Annotated in this window: 16 protein-coding genes and 1 pseudogene; 4 read left to right on the forward strand and 13 right to left on the reverse strand. The window is 61.3% G+C overall.

Features of this window, described 5'->3' with window-relative positions; translation table 11 throughout:
- Positions 1–9: 9 nt before the first annotated feature.
- From sS8_RS13620 to sS8_RS13650, 7 genes are all read right to left on the reverse strand, one after another.
- Entirely contained in the window at positions 10–594 is a 585-nt protein-coding gene (locus sS8_RS13620) for a HupE/UreJ family protein (protein ID WP_119630103.1), read from the reverse strand.
- A 202-nt stretch (positions 595–796) separates the two neighbouring features.
- The gene (locus sS8_RS13625; RefSeq protein WP_119630104.1) at positions 797–1,576 is read right to left on the reverse strand and encodes an ABC transporter ATP-binding protein; all 780 of its coding nucleotides are present in this window, start codon (positions 1,574–1,576) and stop codon (positions 797–799) included.
- Positions 1,576–2,391, reverse strand: a complete 816-nt coding sequence (urtD, locus tag sS8_RS13630) for an urea ABC transporter ATP-binding protein UrtD (RefSeq protein ID WP_119630105.1) — start codon at positions 2,389–2,391, stop codon at positions 1,576–1,578. Before urtD ends, sS8_RS13625 begins: the two co-directional genes overlap by 1 nt.
- Positions 2,388–3,473, reverse strand: coding sequence for an urea ABC transporter permease subunit UrtC (gene urtC / locus sS8_RS13635; RefSeq protein WP_119630106.1), 1,086 nt, complete (start codon positions 3,471–3,473; stop codon positions 2,388–2,390). The genes urtD and urtC overlap by 4 nt, the downstream gene beginning before the upstream one ends.
- Positions 3,474–3,476: 3 nt before the next feature.
- Entirely contained in the window at positions 3,477–5,120 is a 1,644-nt protein-coding gene (gene urtB, locus sS8_RS13640; protein WP_197716514.1) for an urea ABC transporter permease subunit UrtB, read from the reverse strand.
- Positions 5,121–5,407: 287 nt separating this feature from the next.
- On the reverse strand, positions 5,408–6,703 hold the full coding sequence (gene urtA / locus sS8_RS13645) for an urea ABC transporter substrate-binding protein (RefSeq protein WP_119630107.1): 1,296 nt from the start codon (positions 6,701–6,703) through the stop codon (positions 5,408–5,410).
- Positions 6,704–6,744: 41 nt separating this feature from the next.
- Positions 6,745–7,977: a hypothetical protein gene (locus tag sS8_RS13650; RefSeq protein WP_232020304.1), complete on the reverse strand. Its 1,233-nt coding sequence runs from the start codon at positions 7,975–7,977 to the stop codon at positions 6,745–6,747.
- 421 nt (positions 7,978–8,398) lie between these two features.
- Between sS8_RS13650 and sS8_RS13655 the strand changes: the two genes are divergently transcribed.
- The 4 genes from sS8_RS13655 (at position 8,399) to sS8_RS13670 (ending at position 15,718) form a co-directional block, all read left to right on the forward strand.
- Entirely contained in the window at positions 8,399–9,247 is an 849-nt protein-coding gene (locus sS8_RS13655; protein ID WP_145986526.1) for a hypothetical protein, read from the forward strand.
- Between the two features lie 223 nt (positions 9,248–9,470).
- The gene (locus tag sS8_RS13660; protein WP_119630109.1) at positions 9,471–12,845 is read left to right on the forward strand and encodes a hybrid sensor histidine kinase/response regulator; all 3,375 of its coding nucleotides are present in this window, start codon (positions 9,471–9,473) and stop codon (positions 12,843–12,845) included.
- 1 nt (position 12,846) lies between these two features.
- Complete coding sequence (locus sS8_RS13665; protein ID WP_119630110.1) at positions 12,847–13,800, forward strand: response regulator transcription factor; 954 nt, start codon at positions 12,847–12,849, stop codon at positions 13,798–13,800.
- 307 nt (positions 13,801–14,107) lie between these two features.
- Positions 14,108–15,718: a choice-of-anchor I family protein gene (locus sS8_RS13670; RefSeq protein ID WP_119630111.1), complete on the forward strand. Its 1,611-nt coding sequence runs from the start codon at positions 14,108–14,110 to the stop codon at positions 15,716–15,718.
- A gap of 137 nt (positions 15,719–15,855) precedes the next feature.
- Here sS8_RS13670 and sS8_RS13675 read toward each other — a convergent pair whose 3' ends face one another.
- From sS8_RS13675 to sS8_RS29735, 6 genes and pseudogenes are all read right to left on the reverse strand, one after another.
- A complete protein-coding gene (locus tag sS8_RS13675) occupies positions 15,856–16,878 on the reverse strand; it encodes a trypsin-like serine peptidase (protein ID WP_197716515.1) in 1,023 nt (340 codons plus the stop codon).
- A 489-nt stretch (positions 16,879–17,367) separates the two neighbouring features.
- Positions 17,368–18,093 carry a TonB-dependent siderophore receptor gene (locus sS8_RS13685; protein WP_119630113.1) on the reverse strand — a complete coding sequence of 242 codons (726 nt, stop codon included), beginning with the start codon at positions 18,091–18,093 and terminating at the stop codon, positions 17,368–17,370.
- A 60-nt stretch (positions 18,094–18,153) separates the two neighbouring features.
- On the reverse strand, positions 18,154–20,031 hold the full coding sequence (locus sS8_RS30160) for a TonB-dependent siderophore receptor (RefSeq protein ID WP_119630114.1): 1,878 nt from the start codon (positions 20,029–20,031) through the stop codon (positions 18,154–18,156).
- Between the two features lie 142 nt (positions 20,032–20,173).
- Complete coding sequence (locus tag sS8_RS13695) at positions 20,174–21,148, reverse strand: FecR family protein (RefSeq protein ID WP_119630115.1); 975 nt, start codon at positions 21,146–21,148, stop codon at positions 20,174–20,176.
- A gap of 179 nt (positions 21,149–21,327) precedes the next feature.
- The gene (locus tag sS8_RS29195; RefSeq protein ID WP_232020649.1) at positions 21,328–21,408 is read right to left on the reverse strand and encodes a hypothetical protein; all 81 of its coding nucleotides are present in this window, start codon (positions 21,406–21,408) and stop codon (positions 21,328–21,330) included.
- Between the two features lie 281 nt (positions 21,409–21,689).
- Positions 21,690–21,998: pseudogene (locus tag sS8_RS29735) on the reverse strand (hypothetical protein); the annotation flags it as partial.
- Positions 21,999–22,221: the final 223 nt, after the last annotated feature.

Here is a 22,221-nt window from a genome sequence, read left to right on the forward strand (position 1 = left end):
GCGAACCGCCTAGCTTCCCGCCAGAAGGTAGATCCCCACCCCCGCGCAAAACGCTCCGAGCGCCTTACGCAGCAAATCCAGATTGCCGACGGCCGCACCGAGCAGCATACCCAATCCGTGCAAGACCGCGGTCGCGATCAAAAATCCCCCGGCGTAGTGAAACGCTCCCATGTCCCGCCCGATCTCCTCGGCATGCACATAGCCGTGGAAAAGCGCGAATCCCGCTGCCAAAGCGCCCGCGAGACCGTAGCCTGCGCGCCGGTTGACGACGAGAACCAGCCCCATCACGGCGACCGAAAGCGCCACCGCCATCTCGGCGGACGGCAAGACCAAACCGAAATGCTGAACGCCCGCCCCGACCGCCATCACGGTCACGAAGGATAGCGGTACGAACCATAAGGCGCGACCGCCCAACGCGGCAGCCCAAACACCGACTGCGAGCATGGTCAGCAGATGGTCCGGTCCCATGAAGGGATGCGCGAATCCGGCAGTAAACCCGTGTATCGAATCCGCGCCGGTGTGGGCGAGCACGGCTTCGGGCAGTGTGCCCAAGCTCACGAGAACCGTCAGGCTGTGGAAAAACCGCTTGCTCATAACTTCTCCCAAAAATCGAAATCGGTAATGGCTCCGGTAAGAGCCTATAACTAAGTCAGGACTTACGCATTTCGCCCCTTCTCCCTCTGGGAGAAGGTCGGGATGAGGGGATCGGAAAGGAAGTTCCTTCATTGCATCCCCTCACCCGCTCCCTGAGGGAGAGGGAACCGAAAGCGCTTCTGCATAAGTCCTGTAAGTAAAACTACACGGTCAAATATCGCCGTACCAAATCCTCCGTCAAGTCCTCCATGGCGCCACCGGCAACGATACGCCCTTTGTCCATGACCAGGAACCGGTCGGCCACGCGCTTTACGAAATGCTGTTTCTGTTCCACCAAGAGAACCGTTACCCCCATTTCCCGGTTGACCCGAACGATGGCATCGCGGATCTCGTCCCCCACCGAAGGTTCACGTTTCTCGAAATGGATTTCCTTGCCGCGGGCCCGGTTCAGGCGGATGATCACGTCGCCGATTTCGCTGACGATGTTGGGCTGTATGCCCTCGGTGGGTTCGTCGAGGATCAGCAGCTTGGGTCTCAGCACCAGCGCCCGCCCTATGGCGAGTTGCTGCTGCTGGCCGCCGGAAAGATCGCCGCCCCGGCGACGCAGCATGGTCTTGAGCACCGGGAAGATCTCGAAGATTTCCTCAGGGATGCGTTTGGACTTGTCGCCGCGCGCCCTAAGTCCGGTCCTGAGATTTTCCTCCACCGTCAGCATGGGAAAGATTTCCCGACCCTGCGGGACATAGCCGATTCCGAGTTCCGCGCGGCGTTCCGCTCGGAGCGCGGTCAACGAACGATCCTCATAGCGAATCTCGCCCGAGCGCGCGGGCAAAAGCCCCATGATGCATTTCAACAGCGTGGTCTTGCCGACGCCGTTCCGCCCCATCAGGGCCACGCTGGCCCCGGCCGGAATATCGAGGCACAGGTCCCAGAGGGTGTGGCTTTCGCCGTAGTATTGATTCAGTGCCGCTACGCTCAGCATCAAGCCCCCAAATACACTTCGATGACGCGCGGATCGTTCTGCACCTCGTCCATGCGGCCCTCGGTCAGTACCGAGCCTTCGTGCAGCACGGTGACCTTACGGGCAATCGAACGCACGAACTCCATGTCGTGTTCCACCACGACGACCGAGTGCTTGCCTTCCAGAGACAGCAACAACTCGGCGGTCCGTTCGGTCTCCTGGTGAGTCATGCCCGCCACCGGTTCGTCGACCAACAGCACCTTGGGCTCCTGCATCAGCAACATGCCGATTTCCAGCCATTGCTTCTGGCCGTGGGACAACTCGCCGGCCCGCCGGTCGCGGTGGGCAGTCAAGCCGACGGTCTCCAGCACTTCGTGGATCGCATCCCGCTGCTCCCCGGTCAATCGCGCGAACAGGGTCGTCCACACCCGCTTGTCGGTGCGCATGGCCAGTTCCAGGTTTTCGAACACGGTTTGCTTCTCGAACACGCTGGGTTTCTGGAATTTCCGGCAGATGCCGGCCTCGGCGATGGCCGGCTCATCCAGCGTCAAAAGATCCAGGGTTTGGCCAAAGAAGGCCGTACCCTTGTCCGGCCGGGTCTTTCCGGTGACGACGTCCATCATCGTGGTCTTGCCGGCGCCGTTCGGCCCGATGATGCAGCGCAGCTCGCCCTCGTCGATGTACAGGGTCAGCGCGTTTAGCGCCCGGAAGCCGTCGAAGCTGACCGTGACTTCTTCCAGATAAAGGATCGGCTTGTGCGCCGGCTCGATACGGCGATCGGCGACGGGTCCGTCATGTACCGGAGCGCCCGGAATTTCAGCCTTCGCGGCGATCATGCGGCTTGCTCCTTGCGGCGCCAAAGGCCGGTCAAGCCTTCGGGCAACAACAAGGTGACCAGTATGAAGATCGCCCCCAGGGCGAACAGCCACATTTCCGGCAGCACGCCGGTGAACACGGTCTTGGCGTAATTCACCAGAATCGCGCCGACCACCGCGCCGTAAAGCGTTCCGCGACCGCCGACCGCGACCCAGACGACGATCTCGAGCGAGTTCAGCGGCGAGAATTCGCTGGGATTGATGATGCCGACCTGGGGCACGTACAAGGCGCCGGCGATGCCTGCCAGAACCGCGGAAAAGACGAAGACCCAGAGCTTGAACTGTTCGACCCGATAGCCCAGGAAGCGCACCCGGTTCTCGGCGTCGCGGATCGCCGCGACCACGCGGCCGAGCTTGGATTCGACTACCAGGCGGCTGGCCGCGTACGCCCCCATCAACGCGATCGCCGAAGCCGCGAACAGCGTCGCGCGCGTGCCGTCGGACTGGAGATTGAAACCCAGAATGTCCTTGAAATCGGTCAGGCCGTTATTGCCGCCGAAGCCCATCTCGTTGCGGAAGAATGCCAGCATCAGGGCGTAGGTCAACGCTTGAGTGATGATGGAAAGATAGACGCCGGTCACCCGCGAGCGAAACGCGAGCCATCCGAACGCATAGGCCAGCAGGCCCGGCGCCAAGGCTACCACGAGGAGAGAGAACCAGAAATGATCGAAGCCGTACCAATACCAGGGCAATTCCTGCCAATTGAGAAAGACCATGAAATCCGGCAGTACCGGATTGCCGTACACGCCGCGTTCGCCGATCTGCCGCATCAGATACATGCCCATGGCATAGCCACCCAAGGCAAAAAAAGCGCCGTGGCCCAGGCTCAGGATGCCGCAATAGCCCCAAACCAGGTCCACGGCGAGCGCCAGCAGTGCGTAGGTTAAGTATTTGCCCACCAAGGTCACGGTGTAAGTCGAAAGGTGCAAGGGCGAGGATTCCGGCAAGGCCAGGTTGGCCAGCGGAACGAGCACGGTTATGGCCGCCAGCACCGCCAGAAACGGAACGTCGACCGCCGATTTCCGCAATAAACGGAACGCCATGGATCAAGCCTCCGCTGCCCGGCCCTTCTGCGGGAACAATCCGCGCGGGCGTTTCTGGATGAATAGAATGATGAACACGAGCATCAGGATTTTCGCCAGCACCGCGCCAGCGTACGGTTCCAGCAGCTTGTTGGCGATCCCCAGCGAAAATCCGCCGATCAGGGTACCCCACAAATTGCCCACGCCGCCGAACACCACCACCATGAACGAATCCACGATGTACGATTGCCCCAGATTCGGCCCAACATTGGTGAGCTGGCTGAGCGCCACGCCGGCGACGCCGGCGATGCCCGAGCCGAGGCCGAAGGTCAGCGCGTCGACCCGCTCGGTCGGAATGCCCATGGCTTTGGCCATGGCACGGTTTTGCGCGACCGCCCGCACTTCGAGCCCGATGCGGCTGCGCTTCAAAACCTGAAGCAAGGCAGCGAAGACCATTAGGCAGAACACCAGGATGTAAAACCGGTTCAAGGTCAGGGACAGCGCGCCGTTGATCTCCAGCGAACCGCTCATCCAGACCGGCGTCGCGACACTGCGATTCAGGGGCGAAAAAATCGTGCGGACCAGCTGCTGAAGAAACAGGCTCACCCCGAACGTCGCCAGCAGGGTTTCGAGCGGCCGCCCGTACAGAAACCGAATGATGCCGCGCTCGATGGCGATGCCGACCAGCGCGGACAGCAGAAACGCCGCCGGAATAGCGACGAACAGGGAAATATCCAGATGTCCGGGCATCAGCTGCTGTACCACGTAGGTGGTGTAGGCACCCAGCATCATCAATTCGCCGTGGGCCATGTTGATGACGCCCATGACACCGAAGGTGATCGCGAGACCGATAGACGCGAGCACCAGCACCGCGCCCAGGCTCAGGCCGAAGAACACCGTCTCCGCCGCGCGATACACGGTCAACTTGGATTCGATGGATTTGACGGCGACCTGAGCCGAATTCCGAACGTCCGAGTCGGGCTCCAGGAATCGGCCCGCGTCATCCTTTTCCAGTAATTGATGCAGACGGTTGAGCGCCTGCGGATTGAGGCTGCCGTGCAAGGCATTGATGGCGGCGATGCGCACGGCCTTGTCGTCGCTGGCGAGATCCGCCAGAGCCAGGGCCGTTTCGATCGCTTCCGACACCTTGGCATCGGTTTCCGTGTCCCGACGGGCCCGCAGCAGTTCGAGGTTTTCCTCGTCCAGCGATTTGCTCATGGCCTCGACCGCCTTGAGCCGCTGCGCCGGGCCGTCCGCCGCCAGTTCGAGCCGCCCGAGGGTTTCGCGCAGACGCGTGCGCAGCGCATTGTTGATGCCGATCTTCTTGAGATCGAACTTGCCGACGATGCCCAAAGCTTCTCCATCAAGGACGTCCACGATGGCCAGGCCATCCTCGGCCGGGTCGCCGAAAACGACGCGACCGTCGTCCTTGCGGTAATAGAGACGACCGTCGAGCAGCGCCCGCAACACGGGAACCACTGCCGGGTCATTGGTTTCGGCGAGCCGATCGACGGCTTCGCCCAATTCAGTCAGAGGAGCCTCCTTGAGCCGGGCCAATGCGTCGGCGAACGGTCCCCCCGGATCCGCCGCCGCATTGCAAAGGCCCGGCATCATCATGATCAGCATGGCGATACACCATCTGCGCATGCCGAAAATCAAAGGTCTCATCTCGTCTCCCTAATTCTTTACACAATCTGATAGCCAATAGGTCCGCCGTAGGGTGGGTAGAGCGAAGCGAAACCCACCGGGCAACACCGCGGGATCGGTGGGTTACGGCGCGCCGCACGACCAGCGAACATTGCGGACTCAGTGCACGGCGCGCCTAACCCACCCTACAGCGGAAACCCGAGCCAAAACCTCGTCCCACGCTCATCCCGCATTCCTTTGCCCGTTGTCGAAGCCTGCGCGAGCGGAAGAGGTCTTGCATCGGTCTTACCCAGAAGCAACCCCATCGATCAATACTTCTGCCCCGAGCACTTCTTGGTCTTGGTGTTGTAGTTGCCGCAGTTGATCGGCGGCGTCCACTGGGCGATGATCGGCTTGCTTTCCGGCAGGTAATCCGACCAGGCATCGCCCTCGACCAGCGTTTTGGTCTGCCAGACCGTCTGGAACTGCCCGTCATCCTGAATCTCGCCGATCAGCACCGGCTTGGTGATGTGGTGGTTCGGAAGCATCTTCGACGTCCCGCCGGTCAGGTTCGGTACCTCGACCCCGATGATCGCCTTGCCCACCGCGTCGGTATCCGTCGTGCCCGCCTTTTCCACCGCCTTGACCCACATGTTGAAGCCGATGTAATGCGCTTCCATCGGGTCGTTGGTTACCCTGCTCCGGTTCTTGATGAACTGGTGCCACTTGGTGATGAACACGGCATTCTCGGGCGTGTCGACGCTCATGAAATAATTCCAGGCCGCAAGATGGCCGACCAGCGGCTTGGTGTCGATGCCGGACAGCTCCTCTTCGCCGACCGAGAATGCGACGACCGGGATAGCCTCGGAAGAAATACCCTGGTTGCCCAACTCCTTATAGAAAGGCACGTTGGCGTCGCCGTTGATGGTGGACACCACCGCCGTCTTCTTGCCCGCCGAACCGAACTTCTTGATCTCCGCGACGATGCTCTGCCAATCCGAATGGCCGAACGGCGTGTAATTGATCATGATGTCCTTGTCCTTCACGCCTTTCGATTTCAGATACGCCTCCAGAATCTTGTTGGTCGTTCTGGGATATACATAATCCGTGCCGGCCAGCACCCAACGCTTGACCTTCAACTCCTTCATCAGGTAATCGACGGCCGGAATCGCCTGTTGATTAGGCGCGGCGCCGGTATAGAACACGTTCTTCGACGATTCCTCGCCCTCGTACTGCACCGGATAGAAAAGGAGGCCGTTCAACTCCTCCACCACCGGCAACACCGATTTGCGGGACACCGAGGTCCAGCAGCCGAAGATGGCGGCGACCTTGTCCTTGGTCAAAAGCTCGCGGGTTTTTTCGGCGAACAGAGGCCAGTTCGAGGCGGGATCGACGACCACCGGCTCAAGTTTCTTGCCCAGTAGGCCGCCTTTCTTGTTCTGCTCGTTGATCAGCATCAGCATGGTGTCCTTCAGCGTGGTTTCGCTGATCGCCATGGTGCCGGAGAGCGAATGCAGGATGCCCACCTTGATGGTGTCTTCCGCGCGCGCCTCTGCACCAAAAAGGAGCGCGACCGCCGACAGCGCCAAACAGAGTCGCCGATAGGATTTTGCGTAATCAGGCATGAATACTTACCTCTATTGGTTAATGAAGTGTCAGGAAGTGATCAGATCTGCAACTGGAAGCCCAGCTTGATCGAACTGACGTCGTCGCCCGAAGCCGTGGAACGGTAATCCAGCCCCTTAGTGAGCAGATCGCCGTACTCGTACATCAGCATGATCTTGGCGTTATGGCCGTCGATGATGTAATTGATGCCGGCTTCGTAAACATCGCGGCTGGCGCTATTGATCGGATCGACGTTGACGTAGCGGACGTAAGGCTGGAATTGCCCGATCCACACTTTTTGCGGGAGCAGGTACATGGCGCTCACGTCGTAGGCGTCGCCCTCGAACATGGCGAAACCGCCGCCCGCCAGCCTGGACGCCATGCCGTAGCCCTTGATGCCGTAGTTCTTGTATTCGCCGTTGACGGTCACGACACCCATGTTGCCCAAAGGCTTTTCGAACAGGACATCGACCGCGGTGCCCCGGAAATTGCCCGGATCGCTCCGGGTCCCGGCGCCGTCTTCCTGGTACTGGTTGGAAACGCCCACGGTCAGGATGTCGCCGCCCTGGCCGTAGTAGGTTCCGCTGGTGTAGTAACCGGGGTTCTTTTCCACGTCGAGGAAGTTGTAGGCGAAGCGCTGGGCGTAGAGGATGTTGTCGTCGACGTTGGCACCGTTGCGTAGTCCACGGAAGAAGCCCGCCGCATATTGAAAACGGCCGCCGAAGAAAGAACCCCAGATCGTGGCGCCGTCGTCGCGGCCGAAGGAGCCGGCGGAGGTGCCGTTGGATCGGATCGTGGTGTTGAAGTCCGCCGGTTCGAAAGGCGTGCCGGCGCCGAAGATGTTGTACACGGCGCTAAAAAACGGGCCGTTCATCTCGCGGCGCTCGGCCGGGACCAGCATGCGGCCCATCCAGATATTGAACATGGGATGGAATTCGAATTTGCCGATAGCATCGAGTATGCGCATCTCGCCGCCGTCGCCGCAGGTCTGGCAATCGGTGTTGAACTCGATCTTGAAATACTCGTGGATTTGGCCGTTCAGGTAGAGACGGATATTGTCCAGATTGAAGTCGTTAGACCATTTGCCCGCATTGGCGGCTTCCTCGGTAGCGGTGAAGCTCGTTCTGAGGCCGGCGCCTATGCTCACCCACTTGGTATCGTCGATCTTGAAGGTCGCCCCCCCAAGCGACACGGGTGCGTACACCGTCGTCAGCGCCGCCAAGCCGGCGGGCAAAAGCGCGGTCCGCAAGCCGCGGCGGCCCGCTTGCGTCGCGCTAGTCGTTCGATTGTTCATGACTGAAATCCCCTAGATAAAAAAATCGGTCTGCGAGCGTTCCGCGCCACCGGTCGTTTCGGGCACGGCAAATGTCCATGGGCTCGAATCGACCGCCGCGCGTAACTCGTTGTCGGCACGGGGGGTAATTAGATTTCCGGGGGGTATATGTCACAATCAGTCAAATGACGTATCCCGGAACGGGGGATAACGGCTTAGAGTCTCGGCAGCGCTCTCGCGGCTTGTTATAGGCGACTCGGAGAGTATATGAGCCGCGTTGCGAGCGGCCCGGAACGCCAAGATCGGAAAGGGATTCCCGACCAACAGGGCACATGGTTGTAGGTCGGCAATCCCTTGCCGACATTAGGTACCGGGCCGCTCACAGAACTCGAACCGGATTGGCCGCCGACGCCGAAAGCACTCTTAACCTTACGAAAACACTATGCGTATTCCGTTTCTGATCGTTTCCATGAGCCTGCTCGCCGGCTGCTCCATCGGCTTGAAACCCCAAGGCGCCCCGCTCCGGCCCGAATCGGTGGGCAAGATTCTGCTCCGCGTGGTGCCCGAGAATCTGGACAAGGCGCAAACGCCGGCCATGGCCGAACGAATCAGCAAGAATCTGAGTTCCTGGGGATATCCGGTCGAGGCGGAGCAGAGCGAAGATGTCGAAATCGAGGTCACTCACGAGATGACAGCACGGGTCGGCAGCGTCGAGAACAAAGGCACGCCTACCGGGTTCTCGTTCAGCATCGGCAATTCCGACCCGCGCGCGCTCGGTTTTCAAAAGGCGGACGTGCTGCCGGTAACTTGTACGCTCAAATCCACCGCCCGCTCGTCTGAAACCGCAAGCCTGTTCATGGATTTCATCGCCGACGAGAAGGTCAAGGATTCGAGCCGCGCCAGGAACGATCCGGCATTGCTGAAAATCTTCGAGAATCACATCGGAACGGTCTGCTTTAATCTTCTCGACAAGCTGAAAGTGCCGAGGAAGAAATCAGCCTCGTCGACCAGTACCAGCACCTGGATGCCCGAGATACGCATCGAAGTCACCGAAAAACCGGCGAAGTCCGAAACCGGGACCTCGACCGGCGCGCTTCCGGTCCTCCCCGCGGGAACGGATAGGCCCACGAATCCGGAAGCGCCGATTTCCGAAGTCGACTCTTCGAGCCCGCCCGAAGAGCCGCCGGTAACGACCGAAACCAGCGCCGATACGGAAGAAGGCCGCAAGCGAATCATCATTCACAATCGCGGCAACCCGGTGATCCTCGATTTCGGCTTCGAACGGAAATAGGCCTAACGCCGGCTTCCTGCCTCTGCCCGCCCTTTTAGTGTGCAATCTCGCGGTCTTCGCCCCAAATTGGGGCGGCGACCGTTCACCCCGCCCTCTTCTTCTGCCTCCTCCCTGTAGTCAACCCAACGGCACGTGATTTGCTCACCTTGTTGAATTCGAGCGACAAATTGGAATTGCACTCGGTATAAAAACAACAAGATCAGACAAGAGGCAAACCATCGCCGTGGAAACATTGAGCCGCCAGGCCATCGTCAAGATACGGCGTGACTACAACGCCTGGGTCGCGAACGAGACCCTGGAGGATTACGCACTCAGGTTCGCCCCGAGGTCATTTCGAAAGTGGTCCGAGTTCCGGGTGGCGAACACGGCTTTCGGTTCCATTTCGTTCCTGGTGCTCGAAGCCATCGGCGGCTTTCTCGCGATCAACTACGGATTCGTCAACGCCTGCTGGGCCATCATCGCCGTAGGCCTCGTCGTTTTCCTCACGGGGCTCCCGATCAGCTACTACGCCGCCAAGCACAACATCGACATGGACCTGCTGACCCGCGGCGCCGGGTTCGGCTATATCGGCTCGACCCTGACCTCGCTGATCTACGCCTCCTTCACCTTCACCCTGCTCGCCCTGGAAGCGTCCATCATGTCGCTGGCGCTGGAACTGTACTTCGAGATTCCCATCGCCGCCGCGCATGTCGTCAGCGCCCTGGCGGTGATCCCGCTCGTCACCTTCGGCATCACCACCATCAGCCGTCTTCAGCTCTGGACTCAGCCGTTGTGGATCCTGCTTCTGGTCGCACCCTACGTGGCCGTCATCTGGCGCGAACCGCAGGCTTTGGGAGAACTCGCCCTGTTCCCCGGAAGCGAGAATCGCGGCGCACAGTTCGATTGGATACTGTTCGGAACGGCCGCCACCATGGCCTTTTCCATGGTGGCCCAAATCGGCGAGCAAGTGGATTTCTTACGATTTCTGCCGGAAAAGACTCACCGCAACCGATACCGCTGGTGGGCGGCCACCATAATCGCCGGTCCCGGATGGATCCTCATGGGCATGGCCCGGCAACTGGGCGGCGCCTTCCTTGCCTTTCTGGCGCTCAAGCACGGCATCGCCGACGACCGGGCGCACGAACCCACCCAGATGTATCGGGTGGCCTACGGCTATGCATTCGACGATGACAGCCTGGCGCTGGCGGCGACGGTATTGTTCGTGGTCGTATCGCAGCTCAAGATCAATGTCACCAACGCCTACGCGGGCTCGCTCGCCTGGTCGAATTTTTTCTCGCGGCTGACCCATAGCCATCCCGGTCGGGTGGTCTGGCTGGTCTTCAACGTGCTGATCGCCCTGCTCCTCATGGAACTCGGCGTTTTCGGCGCGCTCGAACGGGTCCTCGGCCTGTTTTCGAATGTCGCCATCGCCTGGATCGGCGCCCTGGTAGCCGATCTGGTCATCAACAAGCCGCTGGGGCTCAGTCCGCCTTTCGTCGAATTCAAGCGCGCCTACCTGCCCGACATCAACCCGGTGGGCGTGTTTTCCACCCTGGCGGCCTCGATCGTTTCCATCGCGGCTTACGCGGGTCTGTTCGGGGCGCTGCCGCAAGCCTTTTCGGCCTTCATCGCGCTGGCGACCGCCTTTGTGCTGAGCCCGGTGATCGCCCGCCTGACCCGGAGCCGCCATTATCTGGCGAGAAACCCCAACGACTGGGGAGAAACTACGCCTCAGGCCAAATGCTGCATTTGCGAAAACGATTTCGAGCCGGAAGACAAGGCCTATTGTCCGGCCTACCGGGGCACGATCTGCTCGCTCTGCTGCACCCTGGACGCCCGCTGCCTGGATGCCTGCAAACCGAATGCGCGGCTCAGGGACCAACTGGAACGAGCCGGCAGCCGCTGGCTACCCTCATGCCTGTCGCCGCAACACAGGCTGCGCCTAATTCAGTTCGCTCTCGTTTACCTGCTGCTCGCCGCGCTCACCGGCGTCTTCGTAGGCGTGATCTATTACCAGGATATTCTGGCAGCCGCCTACGCGGACGAGGCTTTATCTCAAGCACTGTTCGCCAATTTCCTCAAGGTCTATTCGGCGCTGTTGGTTTTCCTGGGCCTCGCCGCGTGGTGGATCGTGCTCAGCAACGAAAGCCGGCAAGTGGCGCAGGAGGAATCCGGGAAACAAACCGCCCTGCTGCTCAAGGAAATCGAGGAGCATAAGAAAACCGACAGCATGCTCCAGGAAACACGCGAGGCCGCGGATCGGGCCAACCAAGCCAAGAGCCGCTTCGTGAGCGACATGAGCCACGAGATCCGCACGCCGCTGAACAGCATACTCGGCTATGCCCAAATCCTGAGAAAGGACCCGAGCATCCCGGCCCATCGGCGGGAAGCGGTGGAGATCATCCAGCGCAGCAGCGAGCATCTTTCGTCCCTGATCGAGGACATTCTCGACATCGCTCGCATCGAGGCGCGCAAGATCGAGCTGCGGCGAGGCGCCATCGATTTCCCCGCGTTCGTCGAACAATTGGTGCGGATGTTCAAGCCTCAGGCGGAAGCAAAGGGATTGACCTTCCGCTGCCAGATCGTCGACGTGTTGCCGCGCCGGATTCGCGGCGACGAAAAACGGGTGGGCCAGATTCTTATCAATCTGCTGAGCAATGCGGTGAAATTCACCCAGGAGGGCGGGATCGTTTTCCGGGTGGGCTATAGCGGAGAAATCGCGCGATTCCAGGTCATCGACACCGGCGAAGGCATCTCGCAGGACCAAATCGAGACCATATTCCTGCCCTTCCGGCGTCTGGTGAAACCTCGCGGCAATCCGATTCCCGGCAGCGGCCTGGGACTCACCATCAGCAAGATGCTGACCCAGATCATGGGCGGCGAACTGACGGTGGAGAGTGAGCCCCAGACCGGCTCGACGTTCGGCGTCCGGCTTTTCCTTCCCAACCTGCGCGGCGCGCAAGAGGCTCCGGACGAAGGCGACATCGTGGGCTATCGCGGCGCACGCCGCAAAATCCTGGTGGTCGACGACCAGCCCGAGCATCGCGGCATCCTGACCTCGGCGCTGGCACCCCTGGGATTCGTTGTCGAGGAAGCGGGTTGCGGCGAGGGGTGCCTGGCGCGGGTTAGAGACTGGCATCCGGACCTGATCCTGCTGGACATCATCATGGCCGGAATGACCGGCATCGAGGCCGCGGCGCATCTGCGCCGGACCGGCTGCAAGACCTCCATCATCGTGGTCAGCGCCAACGCCTACCCAAGCGACCGTCGCTCGGCCAGCGGCGCCGGCTGCGACGACTTCCTGGCCAAACCGATTCAGATCGACGAACTCCTACGCAAGCTCAAGTTGCATTTGAGTCTCGACTGGCTCCATCGGGGAGACGATACGGCGGAGATCCAAACCGCCCCCGAAACGGAAGCGCCGATGATACGCCCGCCGCCCGACTGTCTCGAGGAACTGGCCGCGTTCGCCCGCATGGGCGATCTTCGGGGACTACAGGATCGGCTCGGAACGCTGGTCGAAACCGATGCCGGCTACATCCCGTTCGCGACGCATCTCCAGGCGCTTTCGCGGGAGTTCCGTCTCGGCGACATCAAGAAAACACTCAGCGAGGTTTAAGATGAGCTTAAAACGCCAATACCGCCAGGGCACGGTCATGATCGTGGACGACGTGCCGGCCAATCTCGCCCTGCTCTCCGACGCCCTGGAAGAAGCGGGCTACCGTGTACTGGTCGCGACCGACGGCGCGTCAGCCCTGGAACAGCTCCGCTACGCCGATCCCGACGTCATCCTGATGGACGCGGTGATGCCGGGCATGGACGGTTTCGAAACCTGCCGCCATCTGAAAGCGAATCCCGCGACCCGCTCCATTCCGATCATCTTCATGACCGGGCTGGGCGAGTTGAACGATCTGCTCCGGGGTTTTCGCGAAGGTGCCGTGGATTACCTGGTCAAGCCGATCCGTCACGAAGAGGTACTGGCCCGCGTAGGGGCGCACGTGGCCCAGGCGAGGACGGTGCTGCGCGTGGAAGAAGCGCTCGACCGCAGCGGCTTCGCCACCATCAGCATCGACGCCGCGGGACGAATCGTGTGGCTGACCTCCTCGGCCGTCCGCTGGCTCGCGGCATTCTCCGGAACCCAGGTGCTCGATTTCGAAAACGCGCCCCGCTATTTGCCCAAGGCGCTTCTGGATTGGGCGCTGGACCGTATCGCTTCGGACGGAACCTCGGAAAACGAGTTGTTTACGCTTCATCGCGACGGCAAAAAATTCACCGCCAGGCTCGCTCCCTGCGAAAACGTGCGCGAGTACCTGCTGCTCCTGCAGGAATTTACCGGCGACTGGAATCTGGAATCCTTGCGGGAGAACCTGGGGCTCACCTTCCGCGAAGCGGAAATCCTCATGTGGATCGCCCGAGGCAAAACCAACCGCGAGGTCGGGACCATCCTCGGCAGCAGCCCCCGGACGGTCAACAAGCATCTGGAGCACATTTTCGAGAAGCTGGGTGTCGGCACCCGCGCCGCCGCGGTAGCCGTCGTCATGGAGCGCATGGGGACGGGCGCCAAAGCGGCTTGACCGAGGCATCCGAAAGAACGAGCACCGCAATCGAGCAGCCCCGTAGGTCAGGAATCCGTTCCAATCGCAAACGGTGTCTTCGGGAGCGCCGAAGCCGCCCTTCCCGACGCCATCCCCGGCACCCCCGGACATGTCCGATTGCCGTTACGGGATTAATCCTTTCGTAACAAGCCGAGGTTATATTAGGCGCCGATCCATCGAGGCGAATCGGCCCCGCGGCGCCGCACCGGCAGGCATCCGAACCGAAACGCTCCCCGGATCACGTTACGAACGATAACAGCCGCTCCAGCCGAGGACCCCGACCCCCATGAAATCGACTTCCATCAGTCTTGCCGTCGCCGCCGCTCTCGCTTCGACCTGCGCCAGCGCCGCCGGCGGGTTCAGCTACACGCACCAGTGGACCTTCAACCACACCGAAGCCAACGGCTCCAGCGCGCTGGGCTCGGAAATCGTTTCCTACGACGCCGTCAACAACCGCCTGTGGGTGGTCGGCACCGACGCCAACGGCGCCGATCTCGGGCTGGGCGGCATCGACATCCTCGACCTCTCCGGCAACCTGGTGCACAGCATCGACACCTCGGTGCTGGGCGGCATCAACAGCGTGTCGGTCGCGAACAACAAGGCCGCGGTCGCGATTTCCGCGCCCCTCAAGACCGATCCGGGCCTGGTCCGCTTCTACGACGCCGCCAGCTTCGCCGCGTTGGCGACGGTGACGGTCGGCGCGAACCCGGACGCGGTGATCCACACGCCGGACGGCAGCCGCTTGCTGGTCGCCAACGAGGGCGAACCGAGCAGCTATCTGACCGGACCCGCAGGCGATCCGGAAGGCTCGGTAAGCATCATCGATACCGCCTCTTACAGCGTGCTGACCGCCGACTTCACGAATTTCAACGGCTCCGCCGCGGCACTCCGGGAGAGCGGCGTGCGGCTTACCGGTCCCAACGCCTCCGTCGCGCAGGATCTCGAACCGGAGTACATCGCGGTAAGCGCCGACGGCAGCAAGGCCATGGTTACCCTGCAGGAAGCCAACGCGGTGGCCGTGGTCGACATCGCCGGCGCCAACGTCACCGCGATCCGGCCGATGGGCTTGAAAGACCACAGCCTGCCGGAGAACGGACTGGACGTTTCCGACCGCGACGGACCGGGCAATGATCCGCTGGACGGCAACATTCAGAACTGGAACGTCAAGGGCCTATACATGCCCGACGGCATCGCCAGCTTCACCAACAACGGCCGGCAATATTACGTGACCGCCAACGAAGGCGATTCCCGTGGCGACTGGCCTGGCGGCAACGACGAGATCCGTGTCGGCAACGCCGACATCGACCCCGCTCTGGACGCGGCCCTCGCCGCCGCCCACGGCAGCGACTGGAAGACCGGCGACAAACTCGGCCGTCTGAACGTCTCCACCAGCGGAGACACCGACGGCGACGGCGACCTGGACGAACTGCACGCTTTCGGCGCCCGCTCGTTCTCCATCCTGGACGCCGACGGCAACCTCGTGTTCGACTCGGGGGGCCAGCTCGAGCAGATCATCAAGATATCCTACCCGGAGCTTTGGGACGACGGCCGCAGCGACAACAAGGGACCGGAACCGGAAAGCGCGTTGGTGGGCACGGTGGACGACCGCGATCTTTTGTTCCTGGGGCTGGAGCGCTCCAATGCCGTGGCGGTATGGGATCTCAGCGATCTCGACGACATCCGCTTCATAGAAATGATTTTCACCGCCGGCGACGTCAGCCCCGAGGGACTGAGCTTCTTCTCCAATGCTCAGGGCAGCTTCCTCGCCATCGCCAACGAGGTCAGCCAAACCACATCGCTCTATCGGGTTTCCGCGGTTCCGGCGCCGGCAGCCGTGTGGCTGTTCGGATCGGGTCTCGCGGCAGCCGCCGGACTGGCACGCCGCCGCAAAGCCTGAACCATCAGTTCGAGCCGCCGTCGCAAGGGGATCGCCGGCTGGCTCCCCCCTCGAGCGTCCCCGGAATCGCCGAGGGTCGAGCCGCTCTCCGCGGACGCCGCCCGGCGGATTCGATACCTGGGACGAAAAAGTGGCGATTATTCGCTTCCCGTCCCTTCTCCGGGTCCGGCGAAGCCATGCGCCTGCCCCGCCGCCGGCATTTCGCGGATATCCGCATCCAGGCGGCGTGCCTCTTCGATCCGCGCCCTCGCCTCACGGGTGTCGAGGCGCACGCCGTACGCCACGTAGGCGAAATCGGACAGCGGCGCGCGGCTCGCGTGGAAAAAAGGCCATTGCTTGTTCTTGCGATAGAAGGTTTCCACGAAACTGGTGATGGCCAGGAGAGAAACATTCCCCTGCGCATCGGTGGCGATCCACGGGCCGCCGGAGTCGCCGCGCGTAGGCATGGGCTCGTCGACCGAATAAGCCCCCTGGGCATCCAGCCGGTTGACCGCCAACAACGCGGAAAGCGAAGACACCGATGCCTCCTTCGACTCGAACTGCGCCCGGAACTGCAAATGAAGTATGGGGTCCAGATCCTCGTATTGTTTCGGCACGAACTGATAGAAGCTGCTCGGTAAACCGAAGACGCGCTTGTCGGCACAGCGGGGACCGTCGTTTTCCGTTTCCCGGTAACCGTAACCGAAGCCACAGATCAGAGCTTTGTCGGGAATATGGCCGGTCGTGATCGGCAATGGCCGCAACGCATCCTCGACATCCGCGTCGAAAATCAGAATGGCGATATCCTCGGCGATGTTCTCCTGCACGACATCGAAACTCGGATACACCGCCGCGCGCAGCCGGGCATTCGATACCGCCGCCGAGGGAGCGGCCCGCAAGCGGACCGCCGGCAGTTTAAGCGGCCCCTCCAGGCGTACATCGCGCAGACAATGCGCCGCCGTGATCAAAGTCAGCGGACGCGTGCCGAGTACCGTGGAACTGCAAGCCCCGTTCCCGTTCTTCCAGACCCGCCGGTACTCATCCCGGTGATGCAGTTCGATCGTCAACGACAGGGTCGATTCCCGGCCGATCGGCAACGGCTCGCCGTGGATAAGCGCAAAAACGCGCCCGGCCGCTAGAACGGCCACAATAACCGCAAACGCCGGCACAAGGATGTTCATGCAGACTGTCCTGTGATCTCGCCCTATTTCTCTGACAGCCCAATCCGGTACTGATTCTGCCCGAAGCATCCGTTCGCATCCAATCCTCTTCCCGGCACGATCAGGCCGTCATAGTTGGATGGTCGCGGTACTGGGCTGCAAGAGAGGTTTCAATCGATAAGGCTGGGGTGTCGAATGAGAAAGCTATCGAACAAGCCTGTGCCAAATGGTTCGGCGGATGAACGATGACAGTACTGGTAGATCGGCAATCCTTTGCCGACTAACCGGTTGGTCTCACTGCTGCTGTTCCGGGTTGGGCGCGGGTCGGCTGTATGTGACCGTTTATCGTGAACACAGCTCCGACAAATAGTCCTAGGTAAAGGTGGATCTTGAGCCAAAGTTTGCGGCGGGACTCGCGGCAGATCATCCCAGCGGCCAGCCGTTTCGCCACCCTGCCGCAGGGCGGAGTGCCTGCGGGTCGCTTGATCACGATTCAGATCCGTCCAAGGCTCAGTATTCAATCCGCACAGAGCCTATAAACGTGCGTGGTGCGCCCGGTATCACGCTGAACCGGTCCGCCAGCGTCGCTACGTAGTACCGATGGTCCAGAAGGTTTTCGACATTGAACTGGAGCGACAGCCTGGAAGAAGCCACCGGTAACTGGTACTTGACGAGCGCGTCCACTCGTCCGTAACCGGGCAGCTGGAAGGTATTCCCGTTGTCGCCCTCGCGCTGCCCGAGGAAATAGACGCCCGCGCCGAAACTCAGACCCCGCACAGGCTCCTGCTGCAAATCGTACTTGGCCCACAGGCTGCCGGAATTTCTCGGGACGTCCCACAGACGATTCCCCTGGTTGTCGCCCTTGGTGATTTTGGCGTCGGAATAGGCGTAGGTCGCGATGAGGCTCAGGGCTTCCGTGACCTGCCCCGCGATGTCCACCTCGACACCCTGGCTGCGCGCCTCGCCGATCGCGTCGGAAAACGCGGTGCCCGGGATCGGGACCAACACGTTTTTCTTGGTCAGACGGTAGAACGCCACGGTCGAGGTGAGTCGCTTATCAAAGAATTCCGTCTTGAAACCGGCTTCATATTGTTCAGCGGTCTCGGGCGAAAACGGCTTCCCGTCGGCGGACACACCGATATTCGCGCTGCCCAGGGACTCGACGTAGTTGCCGTAGAGCGACAGCCAATTCCAGGGTTGATAGACCAAACCTACACGGGGCGATTGCGTCGCCATTTTTTGCGAAACCTTTTGGGACCTCCAAGTCACCAAAAGGAGCAAAAAATTGGCGACGAGTTATTGCCTTCGGCGCCCCGGCCGTCCCCGCTCGTCTGGTCCGGACCCAACAAGGGGTCCGGACACCGCTCGCAGATGACTCGACGCCCGGTCGCGATGCCTTGTGTGAGACCTCCGACCGCCGCTATCGCGTCGACCTTCGGTCTCACACCCGGCGCTCGGGCTTCCGGGGACTACTCGACTCGCTCGCTCACTCGCTCCATGTCTCGCAGCGATTGAAACGATCATTGTGCACCTCTTGGAGGTTGGCGCGGGCAGCGGCGAGTGACTGATCGGTGCCGAAGGCCAGCCCCAATCCGGAAGTAGCCCAATCGTAGCGGCCGCCGCCGAGAATATGGAATTTGTCCCAAAGCGTGATCTGATCCTGGAAATAGACGCCGGTCCACTCGTTTCGCTGGTCGATGAAGAAGTTCTTTTGCGCCTGGGACAAATCCACGCCCGAGAGCCCATAGACGGGGTTGAAGATATTGATAGCACCCGCAAGTTGAAAGCGCTGACTTTCGTATCGATGTTGTAATAGTCCCAACCGACCAGGACTCTATGGTCACCTCCCCACGTGGAAAATCTTCCCGTAACATCCACGGTGCCGAAGTAGGAATCGTCCCCGCTGTCCGGGCCATAAAAGAATCTGTCCAAAAGGCCGGTTGTCTCATTCAAAGCAAATCCGACGGTTTGCGGGTCCACCACATCCCGGTTGAACTTGACGAACCGGGCGCGGACTTTCCAGTCTTCCATGAACTGATGGTTAAGCGTCACGCCGACGTTATATAGTTTGGTGTTGCTCTTGTCCGTGGAAGGCTCCTGCAAGTAGCGCGAAATGGGAATATTGGCCGGGCGCTTGCCGATGGCCGGAACCCCGTAATCTTCCCGAGTGTCTTCGTCGAAATACATGAAATCGAGATCGAGTAGCGTACGGTCGCTGATCTTCCAGGTCAGAGAAGGCGCAACAAAAATGCGGTCCGTGAACAAGAAGTCGCGGAAGGAGTTTTTGTCCAGGTACTCCAGATTGAACCGGTATAAGGGCGATCCCTCCGAGGTAATCGGACCGGTGGCATCCGCCGTGATGCGGTAGAGGTCGAAGGAGCCGAACTGCTGTTGCAAAGCATAAAAAGGGACCTCCTGCGGACGCTTGGTGACCACGTTGATCATGCCACCGGGCTCGATACGTCCGTAGAGATTGGCCGCGGCCCCCTTGACGACCTCGATGCGGTCGGCGCTGGCGGTTGGAATTCGGCTGGCGGGAAACCTCGACCCATCGAGATAATTGGCGAACTTGGTGTTAAAGCCGCGAATCATGAATTCCTCTGAGAAGCCGCCAAATGAAATCCCCTGAAACATGCCGCTGACGTTCTTGACGGCGTCGCCCAGTTGGATGGCCTGCTGGTCCTGTATGACCGCACTGGGCACCACCTCAATCGACATCGGCGTCTCCACGATCGGCGTATCGGTCTTGGTGGCTGTGCTGGCATTGGGGCGGGTATAGCTGGGGTTGTAGGGATCGTCCGGGTCGTAGTCCGCCTGGTCGATCACGTCGACTTTCGGCAGGGCGATCGGATCGGCTCGGTTGACTCGTTCCGTCGCCGGTTTCACCGCCACCGATCCGTCTTCGGCCACCGAAAACTGAAGGCCGCTTCCGCCGAGCAGGTGGGCTACCGCGTCCTGAGTCGTGTAGCGGCCCTTGAGCGTGGGACTCCGCTTTCCGGCAACCTGGCTCTCGGCGAAGAACACCGCGACCTCGGCCTGCTCGGCCAGTTTCTGCAAGGCGGAATGCAGCGGCTGAGCCGGGATGTCGAATGGATGTTCGGTTTCCCCCGCTGCGGCCGTCCCCGCCCAGAGCGTCAATATCGCCGCCAGGCAAGGCTTCGTCGTTGAATTCATGGGATGTCTCCATTTTTTTGTTGTTCATGAATTGAAACGAACGACAGAAAAAAAACCGCCAGCGAGTGACGGGGAGATGGAGACGGCGCGCGATCGATAAGCGTCGAGCAACTTTCACTCGGCGACAGCGATTCCGAGTTGCTTAACGTTTGCCCAGAACGACCTCGCCGGGCCGCGGACGGGTAAGAGCGACTCCGAGGCTGTGGGCGATGATTTCCAGGGAGGTATCGAGACGGTTGATGAAAAAGGTGCCGCTGACCGTGAGTCTACCGAGGGAGGCGTCGGTCAGGCGCAGGCGGATGTCGTGATAGCGTCCGATCTCCGCCAGAACCTCGTCGAGCCGGCGATTGTTGAAGACCAGCTTGCCGCGCCGCCAGGCGGTGACGGTGTCCACCGATTCGTCGGAGCCGACCGGCACGAACTCCCCGGCCCGATTGTATGCGAGCGTTTCGGAAGGCCCCAGCTCGCGGCTCTGCCTGGCATCGACCCTTACCCTGCCCTCGTGTACCGCCACCAGGACACGATCAGGCCGCATATAGATGTCGAATTCGGTGCCGATGTCCACGCTGCGTCCGTTTCCGGCAATGACGACGAAGGGACGCTCGGCATCGTGCGCGACACGGAAGTAAGCTTCGCCGCGCACCAACGTGACCGAACGCTGCCAGCGATTGAAGCGCACCTCGACTTCGCTGTCGGTGTTGAGCTCGAGGCGAGAACCGTCCGCCAAGTCGATGGTTTGGAGGTCACCGCGCGCGGCGACGTAGCGGTCGCGGCTGCCATACCAGCCGTCCGGCGAGAAAGCGGTCAATCCTAAGGCCAGGACCAGCGCCGCCGCGAGCGCGAGCCCCACCCATCGCTGCGCTCGCCGGCGGTGCCGCGATGGGCGGTAGCGCGCGGCTTCCCGGCGTGCGGGCAGATCGGCGCCGCGGAAGCTATCCAGCCATTCCAGGCACGCGGCAATCTCGGCGTAGGCGGCACGATGCGCCGGATCTTCCTCCAGCCAGGCCGCCAATGCCCGCCGCTCGTCCTCCGAACCGCCGTCCGAGCAGCGTATCGCCCACTCGATGGCTTGATACCTGAGTTCCTCGGAAATTCTGGAATCGAGAAAAGATGTCATTAAAACCGGTCGTGCCCTGCGCGGATGAACGCAGCTAGTATGTAGGGTGTGGTGAACGAAGGGAACCGCACCCTGCGAGCCCCGGTAAGGAACTTACCTTCGCCACCCGTCCGAAGACACCGACAACTCCGGCATCATCCCCACAAAGCGCAACGCCGCGGATCGTTGCCCGCATGACTTTAGCCAAAGCTTTTGTGCTTGAGGAGATGGCGGAGCGCCGCGGCGACGTGGCGTTCCGAGCCGCGCACGGAGATGCCCAAGCGCTCGGCGATTTCGCTGTGGGACAGCCCCTCGATGCGGCCAGCACGAATGCGTAGCGAGTGGTTTCCGGCAATTCCTGCAGCATGTCGTTCAGACGATCGAGTTCCTCGCGCCGGCTCCAGTAAACATCCGGCGCGGGATCGCCCGCGGGCGCTTGCTCCAGTTCGCCCTCTCCGCCTTCCTCGATTCCGGTCTCCCTGTGGTAGCGGGACTTCAACACTTGCTTGCGGTAGTGATCGACGGTGAGATTCGCGGTGGTCTGAAAAAGAAATGCGCGCAGGTTGGCTATGGATTCCGGATTCGGGTGCTGCAAGAGCCGTAAATACGCCTCCTGCACCAGACCCTCGGCGCAGTCGCTCCCGGAGCGCTGCCCGGCGAAAGCCGGCAATTCCGTGCCGTGAGGGCGGAACAAATAATCGAGAAGACGATGTCTGCGACGCGGCATGAGTTCATCGGCGAGAGTGTTTTGCCCGGGCCAGAGGCAAGCAATAGTCGTTCCCAAAACCGCGCCATCATCTGGCGCAGTCCGCCATTCGGCATTGACCTGACTTGTCCGTCGCCTGGTGTCCGGAAACTTCACCGGCTCCATTTCGGCGGATAGCGCTCCCTTCTCCGCCCCGGCCCGACAAGCTCCATGTCCGAACGGCCCCAAGCGCGGCCGCGGTGAGTTCCGGTCTCGCCGCCTTGTCTTGGCTTGACGGCGATTCCTCAGCGACTCCCGGATCGCATCAGGCTAGGTCATATGACTCAAAACATGCGGCATTTAACGGGATTTCTCCCGACGCCGTTTCGCGGGCAAACACGTAACGCGG

Origin of the sequence: Methylocaldum marinum, from assembly GCF_003584645.1 — a bacterium.
GTDB classification, from domain to species: domain Bacteria; phylum Pseudomonadota; class Gammaproteobacteria; order Methylococcales; family Methylococcaceae; genus Methylocaldum; species Methylocaldum marinum.